Raw genomic sequence first — 22,971 nt, 5'->3', positions numbered from 1 at the left:
GTAGAACCTAGGACTTTCTGTTTAAGGAATTGTCCTTATAGTAAGACTCTCCTCCTAAAGTGGTTGATCACTATCATTATATTCCAATATTTACCTGCCTGGAACATATAACCTGAATTACAAACAACCTAAACCTCTAGTGTGTTGTTAAAATAAACTATGAAGCGATAAGATACTATAAACAGTCCGTACCTTTGATCGCACCTTTCACTTAGCCACAAAAATCTTATCCTTATATATGCGCAAAAAACTTGGGGTGGTTATAATGTAGGACTGTCCAGAAAATGTAAAAGTTAGTCCGTACCTAATTTTCAGACCCTCAACCCGCTCCTTCTCCGTATTGCCCTGCTCATAGCCGCACTCACCCAACACCTTTCCCAATTGAATATCTCACACATCGTTTTGCATCGGGTAATAGCAGTAAAAAGCAACTCTCTAGTAATAAGCACGTTATCCCTTTGAGGAAGCCCCACTAAAATGCGTGTAAATTCACTTCCCTGTGATTTGTGAATGGTTATAGCATACGCTGCCTCAAAATCAGGCAGCATCTCTACAGGCAGCAAACGATAGGTGTTATCAATGAAAAAGAGCGCTCTCATATTCTGGTTATGTTTCCCTACTATAACACCAACATCCCCATTATAGATGCCCAAACTGTAATCATTAGACCGTATCATAATGGGCATTCCACTATATAAAGCCAAAACCGATGAAGCGGAATGTTTTTTTTGAAGGTAAGCATTTGTCTCTTCAACGCCGCATGCTCCGCTCCTGAGCGGACATAAAATTCTGCCTTTTCCCAGTCCTTCAATCAATTGCCTGGCTAATGGTATATACTCTTCACAAATATCCCCTATTTCATTTCCCAAATCCTGAGCCATTATAAACCACTGCTTTGGAAAAAGCAACTCGCTCCAATGTTCAAGGGTATCCTCCCAGGAATATTCTTTACTCACAGCTGCGACAATACCATCTTCAGAGATATTACCAGTATCTAGGTCTTCTATTAGGGGATTACCATACCTTTTCAGCTCTAAGGTTGATACTCCATTGAGGAGGGTTTCAGATGCCTTGGCAATATTTTTTCTAAAACGGTACGACCTGGTAAGGATCACCACGTGGTCTTCAAGCAAAGATTGATGGTTCTCTTCACACTTAAGGTGTTCAAAATTTTCGGTTTCATTTAAAGGAGAGACATGGCTGTTAGAAAGCGACATCAGCTCCTTTGCACAGGAGACCATTTCGTCGGTAAAAGTGCCCTGCGATCGGAGGTAAAAATTGCTGGTGAGGTCACCAAGTATAGCCCCAGCATCAACACTCGGCAATTGATTTCTATCACCCAGAAGCACCAATTTGGTTCCTGGAGCCAAAGCCTCAAGCAGGCTTGCAAAAAGGTGCACGTCAATCATACTTACTTCATCCACGACAACAAGAGCATAAGGTAGAGGATTATCTCTGTTATATTTATTCCTCCCCTTGCTTCCATCATAGCCCAAAAGTCTATGCAAGGTTGTTGATTTTATGTTTTTACACTGATGTTCGGGGCTTTGGTCGTCTGAGAAACTCACCAAGCCCTGCAAAATACTCTCCTGAAGCCTTGCTGCAGCCCGTCCGGTAGGAGCAGAGAGAGCGATACTGTTTACACCAAGAGTTTTATCTAATCGTAAAAGAGTTCGTATTACTGCAAGAACAACGGTTGTTTTACCTGTGCCCGGGCCGCCAGATATAATTACAGTATCCTTATAGCAACATAAAAAAACAGCTGCAGCCTGGCGATAATGAAGCGAAGCAGGGAGATCTAAAGATGCAAAGGTTTCGATAATTTGACCTGGAGTAAATGATTCATTTTGCCCACTTAGCCTGACTGTTAAGTTTTGTTTTATTTTTTCCTCTGCTCTAAAAAGGCGCTGAAAACTGAACCCTTCATGCCTTTTTACAAGAACAGATGCTTTTTTATCAAAATCAAACGATATTTCTTTAACTCGCTCATAAAGGGCCTTCAACGATTGTAAACATTCATTCTCAGATAGTATACCGGAGACAGCACTTTCCTCGTGACTCATGGCAACATTAGCAAAAGACATAGCAGCTTCAATAAATTCATTGTAGTCTGAAGCAGGTAAAACTATACTTCCATTATGAAGTTCTGCAAACAAAAGGGTTAATAAAAGAAGCAGTGGTTCATCTATGCTCTCTGCTACAAGCTGACATTCTGAATGGGATTGGCACACCATTACTTCGGCTACGGTGTCTTTTTCAATTTTGGGAAATGACTTACCGGGATGAATGGTCTGGTAAAGGAACCGTAGCTGCCGTCTTTCCAGTGGGGTAAGCTGACCGGACTGAACCAGTGCACAAAGGTACTTTACTGCAAAGGAAGCGTCCTTCATCTTTTCTCACCTCCTGCAAGCATAGCCAGACGATCGCCAATAGTTTTGTTCCCAAACTCCTCCAATGCTTCATCCCAAGCCCTTTGGAGCCAGCTGAAATCTCTTACCCATACCCCGGAAGAATTACCCGCTTGTGGCCCTCTTAAAAACATATAGATTGCTCCACCCAAAGAGTAGTTTTCACTTCCTTTGAATGTTAATAAATACTGATTTAAAGCTCCAGCATAAAGCGCAGCCTGGAGTGTATACTGTTGATCTATCATAGCCTGATGAATAGTTGCTTCTTCATAGTCTGGTAATAAGTTACTTTTCCAATCCAGTACCCAGTATTTATTATTGTACAAGAAAACCAGATCCATGAAACCGAAAACGGTTCCTGCTGATTCATTCTTACAAAAAGAGACACCTCTTCTATTAAAAGTATAATAGTATTCCAGTTCCGATATTTTTTCATTGAGAGATAGATCAGCGAGCCTGATTGATTCACCTTGACCCAGAGGTACAGAAGCGTTCAGAGTGTTCCACACTATTTGGGCTACCTGAAACCTCCGTTCAGTTTTATCACTGGACCCAAGCTGCTGCTTTTGTAATTGATAGTCAATAATTGATACCGTATCACTTATATTTAACATCTCCTCCGGAGAAGCGCTGTCTCTTGCTACAGCAAAATCTATCTGCTCGAATACAGCGTGAAGTATGTTACCGGTTTTTGCCCCCGGAGGCAAATTGTTTTCCCAAAACACCTCTCTCTCCTTAGCCGATACTATTACTTCATTATTTTCATCCCCCGGTTCGATCCTTCCTCCATATGTAGAAAGTAAATGTCCTGAATTTGTATACCCGTGCGCTAGTGAAGTATAAGATGTTTGAATTCTTCTGCGATTATTCACCCCTCTTCTCTCTAGTTCCTCTTCGGGTATCGTGGTATCAAATAGATTTAGTTCCTCCTGCACTGGTTCAGTTTCCTTGCGTATTCCATCTTTATTCTCAGGTTGAGTTTTGGTGACAGAAGCTACCCAGGGCGTATGAGGTTGCTCCTGTTGTTGGCGTTTCAGTAGTTCCTCAAATGCGGTATCAAGAAACCATCCGGCAGTGCACTCTTTCTTTTTTTCAAGATTCCAGTGAGGAGCAAACTGAAGATGGCTGGCACGAGTTAAACCTACATACCACAACCGCCGTCTTTCATTAATTTCCTGTTCCTTTACCCTTGATTTCAGATCATCGGAAAGAGGTGATATTGCCAAACGCATCTTATCCTTATCCCGGACGCGACAGGTTGTTAATGATCTACTCTGGCCGCCTATTCCGGTGCATAAAAATACTACAGGAAACTGAAGGCCTTTGGCTTTATGAAGAGTCATAAGCTGAACTGACGAAAGGCTGGTCTCCCGATAAAACATCTCTTCCTCTTCACTCTCACTCAACTCACCTTTATAGAGCTGATATAGTTTTGAAACAGTCTGGGTGAAGGTTAGGTTTTCATTTCGCAGCTGTTTAAGAGTATAGGTAAGGATTTGTCTGTAGGCAGATATCGCTTTTGGCCCATCTTCCCTATTTATTATTCGTGCATAAAGATTTGTATCTTGTATTATGCTGTGAAGAAGCTGCTCATATTGTGATTTGCGCATAAGTAGAAACCACTTTTGAAGTTTATCGCGGTAAAAACTCCACTCCTGTCCCGAACAATCGCTGTCTGAGGAAAACCTCTCGATACCTACCGAAAAGAATTCTGTAATAAGCGCGTTTTTAAACCATTGAGCATTTTCAGGCTGTGCTATTGATCGTAGTAGACAAATCACATTGAGGCACTGTATGGATTCAAACAGGCCTTTTTCACTACCTAAAGTAGCCCTGACACCTTCTTCTCTCAATCTATTCAATACAGGAAGCATTTCGCTGTTTTTCTCAAAAAGAACACAAATGTCACTCTCTTTTATACCTTTGCTTTGAACTAAGTCTTTAATTGTATCTACGGTAAGTTCTACCAATTTCTTTTTCTTTTGTTCATTACTTTTTTCAGAGCCGAGGTCAAAGAGTACTAAAGGTGCGTCTCCCCAGGGCACCGTTTTACTATTAAAGAGAGCGGGGAACTGAGAATCATTTTTACCCGGCAACACATGATTATATCTCTCCTGAACAAACCATGAACTCGAAAACAGTTCATTATAGCTGTAAATCATGGCAGGTGTTGAGCGGTAATTTCTATCAATACACTTTCTTTCATCCCCAGACAGCTCTTCCATTGCTTTGAGGCACGTTTGGACATCAGCACCCTGAAATGAGTAGATACTCTGTTTTCTATCGCCTACAACATAAAGAACTCTTTTTAGAACAGTCGGTTGATCATCCACAAATATTCTGCGAAATATAGTCCACTGATTTTCATTTGTGTCCTGAAATTCATCAATAATACCAAACTTAAATCTATCTCTAAGGGCTTGTAGAAGAAGTGAATTACGGGAAGAAAGTTCTTGCCTCATTTTACGGATCATATCAGAAAAAGTAATGAGACTTCCTGAAGTTTTAAATTCGCTGTATTTGGTGCGACAGTCTTTTAATACCTTGTGCCAAGATTCAACATAATTGCTAACACCAAATGCATATACAGATAGAAACAGATCCCCGAAACGTTTGAGAAGATATTTTAGTATTCCCTTGGAGAGTTTTTTTTGTTTATGGAGGTTAAACGTTTCAAAATTACATGATGAAGCCAGGATGTCTTTTGGAGCCTTTGCCGTAACCAGTGCCTTAAAACAATGCTCAAGAGACGAAGGTAGTTTGTATGTTTTTGCTTTTCCTGTTTTTTTTACTATTTCATCGGTAGTGATAACCCCATGCTTAACAGCTTCTTTGAACCATCTTCTATCTTCATCCGTTAATTGTTGGAGATGCGATTGAAGCTGAACCTCTAAAGTTATTAAATCTGCAGCTAGCTGATCACTAAAAGGAAGTAGTACATCTTCTTTACACTCAGTGTGAACCATTATATTATTCAGGGTAGTAATGAATTTTTCGGGCCCTCCTGCCAAAAGGCGTTGAGCCATTGTTTTATCAATCTTTTCAAGCCCCCCTTTTCTTATCCAATCTCTGGTAAACTGAAGAACGAGTTCATGCTCATCCCTAAGCTCTGGTCCAAGTGACAATTTGCTTTCAAAAGCAAAACTATCAAGGAACTTTTTGCAAAATCCATGAATCGTAAATATTGAAGCTTCGTCAAAGCGGTTCAAACAGTCCTGAAGATGTGAGTGCAGCGCCCTATGACGTTTATCGAGGGCCTCTATTTCACATTCAATCTTTTCACGTATTCGGGTTTTTAATTCACCAGTGGCTTTTTCAGTAAAGGTTACAACAAGAATTTCTGAAAGGTTCAATCGTTCAGTCCGGTTCTCCTCACCGGGCACCATTTCAGGCGGGAGTTTAAGAAGCTCTATAAGCAAATTTTCTATATTATATGTTTTTCCTGTTCCCGCGCTTGCCTCAATCACTCCATGTTTCCAGCTTGAAGCACTCTCCGGAATCATTTGAAGGTAAACTGGTATTTGTTCACTATTGATCATCTAAGCCTCCGGAGAAGAGAATAACAAATGTTTGAGCCTAGGAAGAACAAGGTCTTCAACATTTTGGGGATACTGCCACCTTACAAGCTGCATAGCATCCAAACGTATACGGTACTCAGGAGTAAAAGAATTTTCCAACTGGTTATCTATCCACTTTTGAATAGAACTGCTGCTCCAATCCTTACAGCTGCAGTTAGTTTTATCCAATAGTCCCTCCAATGCTTCAACTGGTAGCATATGAAAAGAACATCTATCATCATGAATACCTGATAGTACAGATGATACAATTTCCTCAGCCTCATCAATTTCCATATCATAAACATACTTTAGTGGTTTTTTACAATCCTTCGCTATATAAATAACCTTTGTACTTTTTTTGCCATTCATTGCCCTCCAAAGCGCAAGTAAATAACCCTCCACCCTATGGCGAATCTTTAGCTCTGAAGGCATGCAGATAACGATCGCTTCATCATCTTCTTTATAATACCTGATAAAAAGCGGCGTTTTACCCTCAAGAACACCTTCCTTGCCAACCTCAAAGTAATTACTATCTACGTTCCAATGATCAAATTCCCGAAAAAGCTCCAAAAACGGAGGCTGATATAAACTTAACTGAGAACGAATAGCTTCACAGGAAATATCTCCCAATACTTTTTCTATCCCCCTGCCTTCAATCGTTATTTGCCTAAGTACTTTTTCCCAACTCATGTCCATAACAGAGGTTAACTCATCCTTCCCAAAGGAAGATATGGTATTACCACTCAAACTATCACTCATCAACTGTGACAACCACTCTTTTACAATATTAAAACGCTCAAGATGATCCCATGAAAGCGGTTCATCGGTCACAAGCAATGCATCTTTTTCATCTTCATTAAGAAGCTTTAGTTTTTTTCTTAGAGTACATTCCAGCGGATTCAAAAGAAACCAGCGCATAGTACTCCAGTCTGCAGAATGATTATTTTTAGCAGAAGTTTTCATATTTGAACAAACTAAAGGCTCAATTTCAGGCAACATTTTAGCATTCTGTGCCTCTTTTAATATTTTTACTTCTTCTAGTAGTACAAGCGGATCGTTATCTTCTTCGGCAAGTAGAGTTACTTTTTTAACCAGAGCGTTTTCTGAGCTGTTTTTTTTGAGAACCGACTCATTTATAAAGCTCTGAAGTTCCAGCAATGTTGAACAAGGTAAAAGCTGTGCCCCGGAAGAAAGATCTTCACATTGATAGCTGAGCGTTAGACTTTCTCTTACACAGTGAATAAGTTCTAAAAAAGCATACTGCATGGTGCGCCTATGGGATGAATCCCCTGGAATAGGTTTCCACCATCTAAGATCCAGTCGATCTTCCCGTTCATTGGGAGGAAATTCTCCAGCCTGCATACCAAGCACAAAAACATGTTTCCATGGCAATGGGCGCGCTTCACTAAGGGTACAAACCATAAGTTTGCCACCAAGCGCACTTATTCTTCCCGGCAGTTCATCCTGAAGGTGACTTTCGATAAGCAGTCTTACCTCTTCCCAATTATAGCCCATCGGGTGTTTAGCAAAAAGTTCAAGCATATCGTAAAACGCAGTACGAACTACTGATTCTGGTGCGAAATCACGTTCCAGAGTACTACTCTGTGCCGGTATTACGATCCATTCATCCCAAAGATCTTTAATATCTTCGGTCCACTCAGCCAGCATCCTTTTGTTTTCTCTGTTATGTTCAACAAACGATCTCAGCGATTCAAAAAGGTCTTCTAATGTCGATATAAATGCAATAAGCTCATCATCATCTTTACTATCAAAGTCCAAATAAGGCAAAACCAATGCATCTATATCTGATTCATCGGCGTTCTCCACAGCGACTTCTTCATCGACTAAATTGCCCAGAAGTAATCGTTCGATGGCTCTCCACCATGTATGCTGTCTGACCGGATTTACTTCGCCACACCATTCCCGCCATTTTACATCCCATCCTCTGTATACATTTAGACTATCAGCCCATTTTTCCCACTTTTCCACCTGAGCAGAAGATATACCTTTTGCGTTCTGCACCAAAGGATTCCTAAGGAATGAAAAGACCTGAGCACGTGTAAACTGTAGATCAGTGAGAGTAAAAATGTCCTTAATGGCTGCACTGAAAAGGCTGACCCCTGCAGTATCCTCGGTAAACTCAAAGGGAATATAGTGTCCCTCATGGGGGGCAACAGTGCTAAATATCTCGTAAAATGCAGTTCTGTATTTTTCCGGATCAGGACAAAATACCGCTATTTCATGCAGCCTTACTGAAGAATCGTTTGCAAGAAGATAAAGAATTTTCTCTCTGACAGCTTCTACTTCACGGCGAATACCCGGTATGGCCATAATAGAAAGTGAGTTATCGGCGCTGTAGTCACACCGGATTTGAGTAGTTCTGAAAAGCAGTGCATCCTGAACCGCATGAAGCACGCTTTTTGAAACAGGTTCAGCCTCTATAGCTCTAAAGTCAATATCATACTCTGCCGCCTGGCACCACAGTGCAATATTATCCCGCCCCGACTGCCCCCACAGCTGAAGGAGGCGATTGTCATCGGTATCACTTCCCCAAAGCTCACCGGGTTCACTTTGAGCTATCGTTTCCCATTTAGCCTCAAAGACCTTTTTAGCAGCATGCTTGTTCTTTTTTTCTCTTCGCTTGCGTCGTACACGTTCTCTGTCACTCTCAACGTCCTCCCAGAATTCGGCGCAGGGATTGAGCAGAAACACAGGTATGTCAAGTGAAGCACCCCAGCTTCTGGTATCTGCAAGTTGAACAAGACAATGGCGATGAAACAGACTAAGCCCACTGGTACCAAAAAGCACAGGGCCCTGCCCCTGTAACGCTTTTACCTGCTCCGCTACAGCTACCAAATCCCACCTCTTAAGCCATATCTCCGGAAGCGTATAATAGTTTTCAGGTAATCGGGGACGTGCTTTTTCAAAAAGAGCCGTCTGCCATGCTTCATAGTTACTGGCCTGTTCTTTTCTCTCCTTTACTCGAATGTGCTGAGAAAAAAGTTTAGGGTGATACATCTTGTTGTTTTCATCAAGTATCCCCCATCCATAGCTTACAATCTCTCCGTTTTGCACTATAAGGGGCCTGTTTATCTGATATTCCAAAAACAAAGTTGCAAGCCGCAAGCTAAGCTGGATAGATCTGCGGGCCCGGGCGGCTTTGTCCTGAGTGTCTAAATAGTTTCTAAGCGGCTCAAACACCTCATCACCCAAACCGGTCTGATCGGATTCATCATTAAATACATCCATAATAGCCAACTGAAGATCCTCTGGCTTTATCATATGCTCCTCTGGTTGAGCCACGATATCCCATAGCCATTGCTCAAGATAACTGCCCCGCAGACCAGCAGTAATACCATCACGGTATGCCATCTCAAGCTTCAGCCATTTTTCAATCAACCTATTCTGAATGATAACTGAGGGTGGGTTTAAAGGATCGATCCATTGCTCATGTACAAGCTCATGGAACTGATCCATAAGCACTTCTGTATGATTAGAGAAAAACAGATGTATTGGCAAAAATGTGAAACTCCGCAAAGGTGAACTATACTACTCTTTCGATCCATAAACTACATATAAGCAAAGACATAGAATAAAGATAATAAAGAACCGGGGGTAGTATACACGATAAAAACAGGAGCCAGTAGTGTTACCAATTTAGAATATAGGATAGAAGGTTTTTGGGCTTGAGGAAAACACGCCCTGCAGGATTCGAACCTGCGGCCTACGGATTAGAAATCCGTTGCTCTATCCAACTGAGCTAAGGGCGCAAGCGATTTTTCAATCGGGGTGGAGGGATTTGAACCCCCGACACCTTGGTCCCAAACCAAGTGCGCTACCAGACTGCGCTACACCCCGTTAAAAATGCAAACCAAAAATAGTTCTTTTCGCATCAAAAAGAAACAGTTATTTAATATTTCTGTAAAAAAAGCACTAATCTATTCAAAAAAATTTTAAAATCAATGAGGTCAGCCAGGGACAAATTTATCACCCCTTTTGGCAGATTTTTTGCTCTTCCTCCTTTATAGCGTATATAATCAGCTTACTGTAAAAGCATAAGAGGGGCGTTTATTTGTGGAGGATAAGTCGATAATACTCCTGGTTGAAGATAACGAAAGCCACGCATTGCTGGTGAAGCGTGGAATTTCCCAATCAGATATAAATGCAGAGATGGTTCATGTTTTAGACGGTGAGGAGGCCCTCGAATACTTACTGAAAACCAGTTATACCGAAACCAATCCCAATATTAAACCCAAATTAGTACTCTTGGACCTACGGCTTCCAAAGATGGATGGCATTGATGTGCTAAAAGAAGTGAAAAGGAACGAAGACATAAGTGATATACCGATAGTTGTACTTACAAGCTCTATGGCTGAACCGGATATACTGCGTGCCTACTACTACCATGCCAACAGCTATCTGGTCAAACACATAGACTTTTCCCAGTTCAGGCAACAGATTATCGATACGGTCCAATACTGGATAAGATGGAATATTACTCCACTCTAAACAGTCCCTCTTTCTTAAACTGAAGACTTAAGGAGTAACGGTGTGTCTCTAAAGAAGTTTATCTCCCCAAGTCTACAGCCATTAACCTGGTTTATTCCCCTTATACTGCTTATTATACTCATTCTGGTGATCCACACCACATTTAAAGAAGCCTGTCGCGTAATCAACGAAATGGCTGAAGAGCGTACGATTCACACCGCTGAGCAAATATTTACCCGACTGGAGCTCTTTTTTTTTGAACGAACAAAAGACCTTTCACATCTCACGATGGTAACCGAAGATGCCTACCCTCAACTACCTTCTGCTATTTTTATAAGAGACGCTTCGGGAATTATTAGCAGAGAGCCAATTTATGAAAGCATAGGACTTTATGATTCACTTGGGGAAGCTATAATTACAATACCAGAACAAAACACTTTGCAGTTTCTTCTCCCTCCTGCACAGCTTAGAAGAGCTGCGCAGGATTCTATCATCTTACTCAGCCCCCCGTTAGAATCTCCCGAGGAAGTATTTATTCTTGCCCTTATCGTCCCATTTAGATCAGAGGGACAGAGTGGTAGTGTTGCTGCTATAATTTATCTGGAGGACATTATCGCTCAGACCATAGAGATAACCGCCCCTGCAACTAAGCGCGTTTCCTTTTTTATGGAAGAGATTCTGGTCTATAGAAATGAATTAGCTACCAGAACTCCCGGGGACCAAACAATCGCTTCTTCTACATCCATGCACATTTTAGGCAGAGAGATAACACTTTTGGTAGAGCAGCCTATTACCGGTGATATACGAAGACTTCACAGAGAAAACCGCAACCGTTATGCTCTAAGTTTGGTAATGGCTATTCTTTCTTCCACACTACTATTTTTTGCTTTCATTTCTGTGGCACGAACAATGGCAAGCAGAAGGCTTATGCAAGCAACAGAAGATCGGTATAAGCGCCTGACAGAAAATGCCAGAGATATGATTTTTCGTTTCTCTATTCCTCAGCGAAAATTTGATTACGTCAGCCCTGCAGGATTTAACTTAACTGGATTTCACCACCAAGAATTTTATAAAAACCCCGGGATTATGATCAGCATCATTGCCCCGGAATGGAGAGATTACTTCAAAGACAGGTGGCTAAGGTTAATGCAGGGAGATGCAGAGCCTCTCTATGAGTTTAGAATCATAGGTAAATCATCTGAGAGTCGCTGGGTTCATCTGCGGGTAGTAGTTATAAAAAAAGATGGGCAACCGCACGCTATTGAAGGCATTGCTGCAGATGTTACGGAGTTAAAAAATGCTCTTGAAGAACGTGAAAAACTTATTAAGGAGCTTGAAACTAAAAACGCTGAACTGGAACGTTTTGCTTATACCATTTCTCACGAACTAAAAACTCCATTGATTACGATTAGGGGATTTTTAGGCTACCTGGAAAAGGAAGCCAGGGAAGGAGATCTGGGGGGACTGTACAGAGACATTACCTTTATTCGTTCAGCCACCGATACCATGCGCCGTCTCCTTGAAGGTTTAATAGAGCTTACCCGCGTAGGTCGTCACCCGGGAGAACCTGAAGATGTTCCTTTTTCAAAACTTGTGTCTGAAGTCGCACAACGTTTTGAAAAGCCTTTGTCCGAGAGAAAAATAATACTTCAGATTGATACCAACATGCCAGTAGTTCACGGTAATCGGATAGAGTTGTTTGAGCTGGTTGAAAATTTGATTGAAAATTCAATTAAATTCATGGGCGACCAGCAGAATCCGTACATAAAAGTGGGCTGGTTTGAAACTCCAAAGGAAGCGGTTTTCTATGTTAAAGATAACGGGATAGGAATAGAGCCCAAATATCACGATAGAGTGTTTGGAATATTTCACAAGCTTGATCCAGCTTCAGAAGGAACGGGAGTTGGACTTGCACTGGCCAAAAGCATCGTTTCCACTCATGGTGGATGGATAAAAACCGAATCTCCCGGTCCGGGAAAAGGAACCGCTGTTTATTTTACTCTTCCGGTAAAACATTAATCTCTCAATTCTCTTGCAAACAGATCAAATGCATGGTATGATTACTCTAAACTAAAAAGCTGGTCTGTTAAACTTAGCTCCCGGAGCAGGATAATGAATGTTTCTTACATTAACCCATTCATCATGTCTACCATAGAGACATTTAAAAAGATGTTAAACAGTGATATCGAACCAGGCAAAGTTGCGCTTAAAAACAGTACTGTATACTCTTATGATATTTCAGGGATCATCGGACTCTCTGGTGAGGCTCAGGGATCTATATGCCTAAGCTTCCCTAAAATTGTGGCTCTTAAGGTCATTACAGCTCTACTGGGTGTAGAGGTGAAAATTATCGGAGAAGAAGTAACTGATGGTATTGGTGAGCTTGCAAATATTGTGGCAGGCAATGCCAAGAAACATTTAACCCAATACGATCTTTCAATATCGTTACCCAAAGTGGTTATTGGTAAAGATCACAAAGTAGCATCCCAAAGAGGTGTGCCAACTTTAATGGTACCGTTTAAATCCAGCTTAGGGGAATTTGCGATGGAAATTTCACTAAAAACCCCTTAATACCTGTGTACTTTTACTTTTATGAAGGTTTTGGGTAACCTATGGGCTCCCTTTTTCTCTATCCACAACAGGAGACGAAGCCAAAACAATTCTCTGCTCTTTTGTACATAGTAATCATCTGTCTTGGTCATTTTCTTGCCTACAGACTTGCTTTAGTCCCAGTTCAGCTTGAAGCTGTAGTAATCTTTTCTGCTATTCTTTTTTACCCGATTCTAAAATTTCCACGTTGTGGCATCTATCTTTTGTTTTGTTCTCTTCCCCTTATTCCTCACTTTAGAAGGCTTTATTATCTGATCTACGACCGTCCGGCTCTGGATCCACTTATAGTTTTTGGGGATATACTTTCAATGTATGTCTTCGCCGCGCTGTTTTTCTCTTTGTACAAACGACAAAAATCCTACAGAGAAATTCAGAGATATTGTATAATTATCTTCCTTTATTTCTTATATGTAATTGCTCGTGCCTTCATTTTTAACTCTTCAGGATTTGATGGCATAGTAAATTTAAGATTCTATGCTCCACAGGTTCTATTGTTTTTTGCCGGTATTGCATTTGGAGAAAACTTCAAAATGCATAAAAACCTATGGGCTGTTACTGTTATTGTAGGTATTATTGCTTGTCTTTACGGACTTAAACAACTCTATTTCGGTTACTCCGAAGCTGAGAAAATATGGTTTTCACAAATCTCTTTCAGATCGCTTTTTATAGCCGGACATGCCAGACCGTTCTCTTTTTTCCAATCACCTGCGGCATTTGCTGATTACCTCCAGCTTTCCTTATTAGGTGTTCTTTTCCTGACATTTCATTCATCTTTTTCACGTAAACTCTTTTCTTTAGTTTTACTGTGTTTTTTTTCCTATGGTATCATAATCACCTCTGTCCGTTCCAATTGGGCCGGTTTAGGCATCTCCCTTTTTGTATGGTTTGTACTTCTACCCGCAAAAAGTACTCATAAAAGAATTCTGCTTGTTTCTGTAATAATTTTCAGTGTTATACTACTACAATTCCTTGAATCGAAAATCCAAAACCACCAAACAGTATACAACCAACCTGTATTTATCACAGATGACACTGAGGATGAGCTTATTCAGCTTCTTGTATTTGACCGAGTTTCTGCAATAACAGATCCGTTTAGCGAAAACTCAGTTCAGCACCGGCTATCACTGTGGAAGGAACTATTTGCCATTTCAGCTACACCTTATTATGCAATTTTAGGAAGAGGAACCGGTTCACTAAACGCAGATTCACTTTACATTACCTATCTGGCAGAATTTGGTTACCCGGGAATGATCTTTATTACTTTGTTAGTCTTACTATTTATAAAAACCGGCCTGAATCTTTTCGACAACTCCGACAATAATAAAACCAAACTTTTGGCTAAAGTCATTACTACCTTTAATATAACATTCGCTTTAATAAACTTAACAGGAACACATATTCATAGTTTTCCCGGTGACACCTATTTTTGGTTCTGGAACGGAGTTTTAATTAAACTTGCCATAGTTTGTAAGTACAGGAGGTCAAATATTGAAACTTCTGTTAACTCTTGATTTTGAACCAGAATATGGTGGCATTCAACGTTATCTGGCAGATATAGTTCGCCATTCTTACACCTCTAATGACCTGGTCTTTACAGCGACTTCTGTACGTTCAAAGTTTTTGACAGGCTTTCCCTGTACTGTAAGAAATTTTAATAATCCTGCCATTACTCTGTTTAAAAAGACAGCCCTGTTGAGCTTTTTTTTCCCTGTATTAAAACTTATCCTTTTCGGTAAAAAAAATATAACTATCGAATGTGGCAACATCTACTCGGCACTCCTTCCTTTTTTTCTGAGACTTGATTACAACGTTTATACCTTCGGTACAGAACTTGTTTCTTTGAAAGGAAAATATATCCGCACTCTGCTTTTTCTTTTGATACTAAAAAAGGCAGGTACAGTTTACACTCTTGGACACTATTCATTTTCTTTGCTTAAACAGTTTGGTATCCAAAAACAGGTAACCTTTAAGCCACCAAAGATAGTTATACCAAAAAACGTAGTTACCAAAAAAAGTAGTGAAATGTTACACTTTTTAAGTGTTGGTAGATTGGTTGAACATAAAGGACACGATTTGCTTTTAGATGCATTCAAAAGGGTAGACCTGAATCAAAATTTTAAGTTAACCATCGCCGGAAACGGCCCGGAAAAAGAAAAACTTCAAAAAAAAATAGCCCATCCTAAACTGGTTCAAACCGTAGAACTAAAAACCAACCTTTCAGATAAAGAACTCCAGAAAGAATACCTTCTGGCAGATATATTTATTCTGTCTTCAAGAGAGAGTACAAGTGGCACAGAGGGTTTTGGTATTGTGCTGCTTGAAGCTATGGCCTACAAAACGGCAATAATAGCCAGCTCCTCAGGAGGAATACCTGAAGTTGTAGATTATGACAATTGCGCCAGACTGTTTGACCCCAAAAACATCTGCTCACTTGTCGATGCAATAGAAGTCCTGGGAAATAATCCCGCCATAAGAAACCATTATATCAATTCAGCTGAAAAACATCTCAGGAGATACTATGTTTGGGAAGAATAAAACTATTCTTTTTTTAAGTCACTGGTCCAAATTTCCCGGTGGTGCAGAATATTCATTGGCAGATATCCTTTGCGAAACATCTAAAGAGCATTTGGTGCATTTAATAACCACTGAAAAGGGTTACTTAACAGAAAAAGCAAAAGAAGCGGGCGCTATTTGCCATGTAGCACCGACTCTTTTTTCTCTTAAGGCAATTAAGCGTGATAATCTCCTGCTTTCACTCATATTAAATTTCCCCTCACTATTATCTTTTATCTCTCTTTTAATTAAGACACAACTACTGATTTTTAAAATCAAACCAGACTGCATTCACGCAAATATAGCCAAATCTCATTGTTTACTTTTTCTACTTCAGGTGCTTGGTTATAAAGGTAAATCAATATTCCATATAAGAGAGATCTTTAGAAAAGGAACTGTAAGCCATTTTCTTTATTCCATTTTTCTGAGAAACACAAATTCAGAAATCATTGCCATCTCTTCTTCGGTAAAAAATGCTCTGCCAGATTCTGTTAAAAACAAAGCAAAGGTAATCTATAATGGTGTTTTTATAGCGGGGCAAGTACCTAAAAAGCCAAAACCTTTTGGATTTATTTATCTGGGAAGAGTTGTCCCCTGGAAAGGGTGCCATCTGCTCATTGATGCGTTCTATAAACTTAAATGCAGAAGTACCACCTTGGACCCTAAACTCACCATTGCGGGTGGGACATACTACTGGAACAGCTCATATCGCCAGCAGCTGTTTGATCAGGTAAAAAGGTATGGAATTGAGGACAGTGTTACTATTTTGGAACACCAAAGCTCCCCCTTTTCGATTTTGCAGAAGCATCACTGTTTTTGCAGTGCCGCAATTGAAGAGCCATTTGGACGCTCAGTAGCTGAAGCTCAGGGGTGCGCTCTTCCGGTTGTTGCTTTCAGTTGCAGCGGTACCAAAGAGATCGTGGAACATAAGATCACCGGATTGCTTGTAAAAAAGTGTGATACAGACGCTTTTAGCAAGGCAATGGAGCACTTTTTACAAAACCCCAAAAGTGCAGTCAGAATGGGCAATTCTGGATATATCAGAAGCCGTGGCTTATTTAACCGTGAAATTCAGGTACCCATACTGGCAACTGCAATTACCACTGAAAAGAAAAGGTGGCCGGTTTTAAGGTGAACGTTTTACTTATAACCTTTTTTTGCATTTTTCAACAATGATTTTATTTGTTTATTATTCATGGTCTTAGGTTCATTTGAAGCCGGTATATAACGCTTGCAAATAAATTTCTGATCACCTCCAAATGAAACCACCCCCGAGGCACGTCCACTTCTTTTTGCCTTGAACTCAGTACAGGTGGATTTCATCTTGCAGTTAAAACAGGAGCCTTCAGAATCACGTTTCAGTTGGGTGTATCCCTTTTTTTCCATAAATTCATCTTTTTTCTTAATCTCCTCTGCCGATGCCAGAGAGCGATTCTTTGATACGAATCTGTCATGGTCAAATGAATAACTCATAGCTTCAATCCTTTTTCTGTGAAAATGTACCATTTCATTCGGTTTTTGAAGGAAGATATTTTATTGCTTTGATTTTTCCCATGCCTTTTTTTTAAAAAATGTTCTACTCTATTTCAAAATAGTTAAATCCCAATACATCCCTCAGCACTTTCTCAAAACCAGCACAACAATAGGGCATTATTTTTGCTTCAGGTAACAAAACTAAAAAGAAGATTACATGATCTTACCGTGATCATTAATACCTGGCTTATTGCCAGTTCAATCACACCATTATCTTGAAAGGCTCATTTTCACCATGCACACACAATCAGGAATCCGTAAAATAGCATTTATCGGTAACTATCTGCCTCGCCAGTGTGGTATCGCCACTTTTACTACAAGCATATGCGAATCGGTATCTGCCCAGTTTCCAGATGTACAATGTTTCTCAGTTCCGGTAACCGATATTGAAAATGGCTATGATTACCCAGAACGGGTTCGCTTTGAGATAAAGGAAAAAGACCTTGGTTCCTATGAACGAGCTGCTGATTTCCTCAACCTCAACAATATCGATGTAGCGTGCCTTCAGCATGAATTTGGAATTTTCGGGGGAAGCGCTGGAGGATACATACTGACTCTTTTGCGCCAGTTAAAAATGCCCATAGTTACCACCCTGCACACCATTTTAAAAGATCCCAATGATCAACAGCAGCGGGTAATGACCCAGCTAATAAACTACTCTGACCGACTTGTTGTAATGACCCACAAAGCATTAGAGCTACTAAACGAAACCTATAACGTCGACAGTGACAAGATCTCCCTCATCCCTCACGGCATTATCGATGTACCATTCGTTGATCCAAACTTCTATAAAGACCATTTTGGAGTGGAGGGAAAGCTGGTTTTGCTTACCTTTGGCCTTCTTTCTCCTGATAAGGGTATAGAGAATGTGTTGCATGCACTGCCAGAAATTGTTTCAAAGTTTCCAAATGTAGTGTATATCATTCTTGGTGCCACCCACCCAAGCCTTCTTAGAAAAGAGGGGGAGGCATACAGACTTACACTTCAATACCTTGCTGAGGATCTGGGCATAGAGAATCATGTGATTTTCTACAACAGATTTGTCAGTACAGAGGAATTAAAGGAGTTTATTGGTGCTGCAGATATATACATCACCCCCTATCTCAAAGAAGCACAAATTACCTCTGGTGCCCTATCCTACTCTTTTGGTGCCGGTAAAGCTGTAATCTCTACCCCCTACTGGCATGCAAAAGAACTGCTTTCTCACGACAGGGGTGTTTTGGTACCCTTTAAAAGCCCTCAATCTATTGCCCGGGCAATAAAAGACCTTATCGAAAAAGAAACTGAACGTCACGCGATGAGAAAAAATGCATACCTTCTCAGCCGCGAGATGGTTTGGAGCAACGTTGCTTACTTATATAAAAAAACGTTTGAGGAGGCCCGGCACCGAAAGGCCAAAAGTCCCTTTAGGGTGACTAACCGAGTACTTGAACAAAAACCGAAAGATTTACCTAAAATAAAACTTGACCACCTCTTTCGAATGTCCGATAGCACAGGGATCCTCAGACACGCTATACATACCGTCCCTGATTATTCAAAGGGATACAGCACAGATGATAATGCAAAGGCACTTATTTTGATGCATCTTCTTTTGGAAGCTGGTGAAGCACCCTCTGCCCGAATATCCGATCTTACATCTACCTATCTTGCTTTTCTAAACTATTCGTTTAATTCCAAAAATGGCCGGTTTAGAAACATGCTTGGCTATAACCGTGTATGGGAAGATCAATGCGGTTCCCAGGAGTGCCATGCCAAGACTTTATGGGCACTTGGAACCTGTATTGGAAGGTCCCGGCACGAAGGCGTTCAAAACCTGGCTGGCCAACTGTTTGAGAAAGCTCTTCCTGTGGCCTATAACTTTTCCTCACCACTGTCGTGGGCATATACAATAATTGGCATTCATGAATACTTCAGGCGCTTTGATGGAGACCGCCTTGTAAACCACGGCAGAGAACTTCTGGCCGGAAAGCTTTTTAACCTTTTTTCTAAAGCCAAAACAAATGAACGGGTTTGGTTTGATTCTAACTCTTGTGAATACACTGCAAGATTATCCCATGCGCTTATATTAAGCGGCAGATGGCTAAGTAATTCAGATATGTTAAATGCTGGCCTCGAATCTCTTAAATGGTTAGTGGAATATCAGTCATCCAACAAAAACTACTACCATCCTGAATCAGCACTGCAGCTTGAAAAGGGGCTTTTTGATCAGAGACCAAGCGTTGTCCATGATTTGATATCAGGCTGCCTTGAAGCATGTAGGACAACACAGGAAACTGCCTGGTTTATCGAAGCACGCAAAGTTTTCGAATGGTTTCTTGGAAGAAATGAGGTCGGACTTTCACTCTATGACCCTAAAACGGGCGGGTGTAAAGATGCCCTTCATGTTGATAGAGTCAATCAAAATGAGGGCGCCGAAGCAAGCCTCTCATTTTACCTGTCTTTAGTGGAAATGCAGGAGATGGAAAATACAATCGTAACGTTTAGAGAACCAATTAATACCTGAAGCAAAGGAGAGGCATGAGAGCACTGGAGATTGCACGCACCGATATACGCCTTGTTCCGGATCCATCAAGGGTTCTGATCCGACCCTTTATTCCCCGAGGTGAAACCCGATTGATGAAAATCATTTCCAGGGTTATGGCATTACCAAAAGAAACTGTTAAAAGGCAGTTAGAGAGTGTACTTTCAGAGTTTGCCAACCGCCACATCGACATAGAGAGCATTTTCGAACACCATTATTCAATGGTAAAAGACTACATGATTAGTGACCTTGAGCCCTCCAGAGAGCGCCAACTTCTTATAGGTTCACTTTTCACCAGCGAATATTCTCTTGAATGCGCAGCACTTTTTAACCCATCCATCGTTGCCCATCCGGATCAAACCAAACTCCCCAACGGATCTTTACGATTTATTATGAGCTTACGGGCAACCGGAGAGGGCCATATCTCTTCAATCTCTTTTAGATCGGGTATAATCGACAAAAACTGCAATATTTCTTTTACCAAAACTGAGCCCTTTGTGGCACAACCTCAGCCTATCTCCAATTCCAGTTATGATAAAGACACTTTTTCTCAAAAACTTATGGAAATGGGACTCTACAACGATTTTTCCAGCAAAATTATAGACAAACTGAACAATACCTTTACTCTCCAGGAACTAACAACGACTCTTGAAAACAGCTTTGAACCAGGTCAGCCCTCCTCTCAAACAAAGGATGACACAAGGGATGGTCTTATTTGGCTTGCCAGGTCAAACTACGAAATTCGGTTTTCAAGCGAACAGGAGATTTCACAGAGAATTATTTTCCCCACCGGTCCCAGCGAGCAAAACGGCATCGAAGATGCACGGTTTGTACTTTTTACTGATGATGATGGGTCAAATGTTTACTACGCAACCTATACCGCCTATGATGGGAACAAAATACTGCCTCAGCTTATGGCTACGGAAGATTTTCTGAAGTTTAAAATATTCACCCTTAATGGTAAGGCTGCTCAAAACAAAGGTATGGCTCTGTTTCCCCGGAAGATAAATGGCAAATACGCCATGCTCTCAAGACAGGACAACGAGAATCTTTATATCATGTATTCAAATAATATCCACTTCTGGCATGAAATGATACCACTTCTTAAACCAACATTTCCCTGGGAATTTGTTCAGGTAGGTAATTGTGGGCCACCGATAGAAACAAGTGAAGGATGGTTGGTGCTAACTCATGGTGTTGGCCCTATGAGAAAGTACTGCATTGGCGCCATTCTTCTTGATCTTGATAACCCACGCCAGGTACTGGGGCGGCTTTCTGAGCCATTGCTTGAGCCAAATGAAAATGAAAGAGAGGGCTATGTTCCAAATGTGGTGTATACCTGTGGGGCGCTTATTCACCAAAACAAGTTAATTGTGCCCTATGCCATGAGTGACTATGCCACCGGAGTGGCAACTGTGGATTTTACTTCTCTTCTGGAGAGACTAAAGCTATCCTAATAGGTTTGCCCGGTATCAGGTGGTGCAGATATACTATATTTATCTCTGTATTTTGTTATCGCACCACTATTTTTTAAGAGAACCTACCTGTGAGTTCAGAAGTTCTCGGGGCAAGGAAACCAGCAGTGAAATTTTCGATTCTCAGAAGTGGCTCCAGCGGGAACTGTACCTTTGTAGAACACAAAGACACTCGACTTCTTATTGATGCCGGTGGTATGAGCCGAAAAAAGCTGGTTGAAATTCTGAACGAAATCGATGTAGACCCCTGCTCTATTACTGCTATAATCAATACTCACCTCCATGGTGATCACCTGAACAGGGCCACCTTAAGTTTCTGCAGAACCTTTTCGGTTCCATTATGGATACATCAAAACAATACTGAACCCTTTCAACAGATCTTTGGTGGAAAGCCTTCAAAAAGGGTAGAGGTGAACAGTTTTGACGAAAAGTTTGCCATTGGTGAGATTATGTTTGAAGCTTTTGAGATTCCTCATGATGCCAGAGGGCTTACGTTTGGATTTAAATTTTATCCCTCCAACGGCTGCTCAGATCTGATTGTGGGTTATGCTACGGATCTTGGTTATGCGCCAGAAGATCTCACAGAACACCTTAGTAATGTAAAAGTCTTGTGTCTTGAAGCGAATCATGACCCGGCTCTCTTATGGGATAATCCCAACAGAACCTGGAATCACAAAAAGAGAGTTACAGGGGCTCGCGGACACCTCTCCAATTTACAATCTGCCCAGACCATAGAAAGAATAGCCAAATCCTCAAGCAGCGAAATTGAAACGGTAATCCTTTGTCATCTCAGTGAAGACCATAATACCCCCGATTTGGCCCTTGGAGAGGTAAAAAGATTTTTAAAGGAGCAGGGCATTAATCTTGATATTTTCTACGCTCAAAGGCACCAAAGAACTGTATTTTACCATTTGGATAAACCCGAGGATATACAACAAACTTCATTTGTTGACCAGCTGGTCTAACCTCAAAAGAGTTCCTTCTTCAGTCTGTCCCACTCCCGTGCCACACCATCATCATCATTGGTATACTCGGTTTCCCGTTTTGCGCTGGATTTTACCTTTTCACTGCTGTTTTTCATTGCTATACCCAAGCCTGCCCCCGAAAGCATAGGGATATCGTTCTCTGCGTCACCAAACGCTACAACATCAGATAGATCCACGCCATAGGCTCCTGCCAATGCTTCTATCCCCAAAAGCTTATTTGCTTTGGGATTTAAAAATTCAAGATAGTGATGCCAAGTTCTGCAGATATAAATATTGCTCCCTCCCCACTCTTCTCTAAAAAGCTGTTCCTGTCTGGAGATTTCGGATTCATCTCCCACAAAAATTATTTTCGAGGGATCTGTGCCTGCCAAAAAATCAAAATCATCAATAAACTGATACTTTGAATTAGTCTGCTGCTGATACAGTTCTATCCACGATCGAGTTAGCTCTGTAGTAACAGTGTACAGATGGTCAGGGGTGTAGAAATTGAGTGCGAATGGTTTTCCCTTCCAGTGACATATTAGTTCTTCTGTGTATTTGTGATCCAATGTAATGTTATAGATACATTTATGACCGTTTCGGGCATCAAGAAAAACGGCTGCACCATTAAGGGTTAAAAGGGCAACGTCCATACTGAGCTGAGGAAGAAACTGTTTCATGCTACTTGCGATACGGCCTGAAGCCAATGCTATAATCACTCCTTTTTCCACCATCTCTTCAAGAGCAGCAATTGTAGCCCTGCTTATCTGTTTTGAGTCATTCAGGAGTGTACCATCCAGATCAAATGCAAACATTCTCTTTTTCATCGATTCTCCCGTTTAATTTCTATGACCAAAATAC

The 22,971-nt window shown here is 41.0% G+C and carries 14 protein-coding genes and 2 tRNA genes; 9 read left to right on the top strand and 7 right to left on the bottom strand.

Features of this window, described 5'->3' with window-relative positions; all coding sequences use genetic code 11:
- Positions 1 to 311 precede the first annotated feature (311 nt).
- The 5 genes from recD to QA601_00175 form a co-directional block, all read right to left on the bottom strand.
- Entirely contained in the window at positions 312 to 2,390 is a 2,079-nt protein-coding gene (recD, locus tag QA601_00195; GenBank protein MDG5813485.1) for an exodeoxyribonuclease V subunit alpha, read from the bottom strand.
- On the bottom strand, positions 2,387 to 5,947 hold the full coding sequence (locus tag QA601_00190) for a UvrD-helicase domain-containing protein (protein ID MDG5813484.1): 3,561 nt from the start codon (positions 5,945 to 5,947) through the stop codon (positions 2,387 to 2,389). Before QA601_00190 ends, recD begins: the two co-directional genes overlap by 4 nt.
- Entirely contained in the window at positions 5,948 to 9,484 is a 3,537-nt protein-coding gene (locus tag QA601_00185) for an exodeoxyribonuclease V subunit gamma (GenBank protein ID MDG5813483.1), read from the bottom strand. It abuts the gene before it with no gap.
- 177 nt (positions 9,485 to 9,661) lie between these two features.
- Positions 9,662 to 9,735 (bottom strand) — tRNA-Arg (locus tag QA601_00180).
- Positions 9,736 to 9,749: 14 nt separating this feature from the next.
- Positions 9,750 to 9,823, bottom strand: a tRNA-Pro gene (locus tag QA601_00175).
- Positions 9,824 to 10,039: 216 nt separating this feature from the next.
- Between QA601_00175 and QA601_00170 the strand changes: the two genes are divergently transcribed.
- The 6 genes from QA601_00170 (at position 10,040) to QA601_00145 (ending at position 16,751) form a co-directional block, all read left to right on the top strand.
- Positions 10,040 to 10,474, top strand: a complete 435-nt coding sequence (locus QA601_00170; GenBank protein MDG5813482.1) for a response regulator — start codon at positions 10,040 to 10,042, stop codon at positions 10,472 to 10,474.
- A gap of 42 nt (positions 10,475 to 10,516) precedes the next feature.
- Positions 10,517 to 12,472, top strand: coding sequence for an ATP-binding protein (locus QA601_00165; GenBank protein ID MDG5813481.1), 1,956 nt, complete (start codon positions 10,517 to 10,519; stop codon positions 12,470 to 12,472).
- A gap of 93 nt (positions 12,473 to 12,565) precedes the next feature.
- Positions 12,566 to 13,024 (top strand): chemotaxis protein CheX, encoded by a 459-nt coding sequence (locus QA601_00160; protein ID MDG5813480.1) that lies wholly within the window; start codon positions 12,566 to 12,568, stop codon positions 13,022 to 13,024.
- 41 nt (positions 13,025 to 13,065) lie between these two features.
- Positions 13,066 to 14,574: an O-antigen ligase family protein gene (locus tag QA601_00155; protein ID MDG5813479.1), complete on the top strand. Its 1,509-nt coding sequence runs from the start codon at positions 13,066 to 13,068 to the stop codon at positions 14,572 to 14,574.
- Positions 14,552 to 15,598: a glycosyltransferase gene (locus tag QA601_00150; protein MDG5813478.1), complete on the top strand. Its 1,047-nt coding sequence runs from the start codon at positions 14,552 to 14,554 to the stop codon at positions 15,596 to 15,598. The genes QA601_00155 and QA601_00150 overlap by 23 nt, the downstream gene beginning before the upstream one ends.
- Complete coding sequence (locus QA601_00145; protein ID MDG5813477.1) at positions 15,582 to 16,751, top strand: glycosyltransferase family 4 protein; 1,170 nt, start codon at positions 15,582 to 15,584, stop codon at positions 16,749 to 16,751. Before QA601_00150 ends, QA601_00145 begins: the two co-directional genes overlap by 17 nt.
- A gap of 5 nt (positions 16,752 to 16,756) precedes the next feature.
- Here the strand turns inward: QA601_00145 and QA601_00140 are convergent, their stop codons facing one another.
- A complete protein-coding gene (locus QA601_00140; protein ID MDG5813476.1) occupies positions 16,757 to 17,089 on the bottom strand; it encodes a hypothetical protein in 333 nt (110 codons plus the stop codon).
- Positions 17,090 to 17,384: 295 nt separating this feature from the next.
- On the opposite strand from QA601_00140, the gene QA601_00135 reads away from it, so the two are divergent.
- From QA601_00135 to QA601_00125, 3 genes are all read left to right on the top strand, one after another.
- Positions 17,385 to 19,652, top strand: coding sequence for a glycosyltransferase family 4 protein (locus QA601_00135; protein ID MDG5813475.1), 2,268 nt, complete (start codon positions 17,385 to 17,387; stop codon positions 19,650 to 19,652).
- A gap of 14 nt (positions 19,653 to 19,666) precedes the next feature.
- The gene (locus tag QA601_00130) at positions 19,667 to 21,127 is read left to right on the top strand and encodes a glycoside hydrolase family 130 protein (protein MDG5813474.1); all 1,461 of its coding nucleotides are present in this window, start codon (positions 19,667 to 19,669) and stop codon (positions 21,125 to 21,127) included.
- Positions 21,128 to 21,252: 125 nt separating this feature from the next.
- On the top strand, positions 21,253 to 22,110 hold the full coding sequence (locus QA601_00125; GenBank protein MDG5813473.1) for an MBL fold metallo-hydrolase: 858 nt from the start codon (positions 21,253 to 21,255) through the stop codon (positions 22,108 to 22,110).
- 2 nt (positions 22,111 to 22,112) lie between these two features.
- On the opposite strand, the gene QA601_00120 is transcribed toward QA601_00125, so the two are convergent.
- On the bottom strand, positions 22,113 to 22,937 hold the full coding sequence (locus QA601_00120; GenBank protein ID MDG5813472.1) for a Cof-type HAD-IIB family hydrolase: 825 nt from the start codon (positions 22,935 to 22,937) through the stop codon (positions 22,113 to 22,115).
- Between the last annotated feature and the right edge of the window lie 34 nt (positions 22,938 to 22,971).

The organism is Chitinispirillales bacterium ANBcel5 (genome assembly GCA_029688955.1).
Classification (GTDB): domain Bacteria; phylum Fibrobacterota; class Chitinivibrionia; order Chitinivibrionales; family Chitinispirillaceae; genus Cellulosispirillum; species Cellulosispirillum alkaliphilum.
Note: the sequence above shows the minus strand (reverse complement) of the source record. Positions and strands in the feature narration are given on the sequence as shown.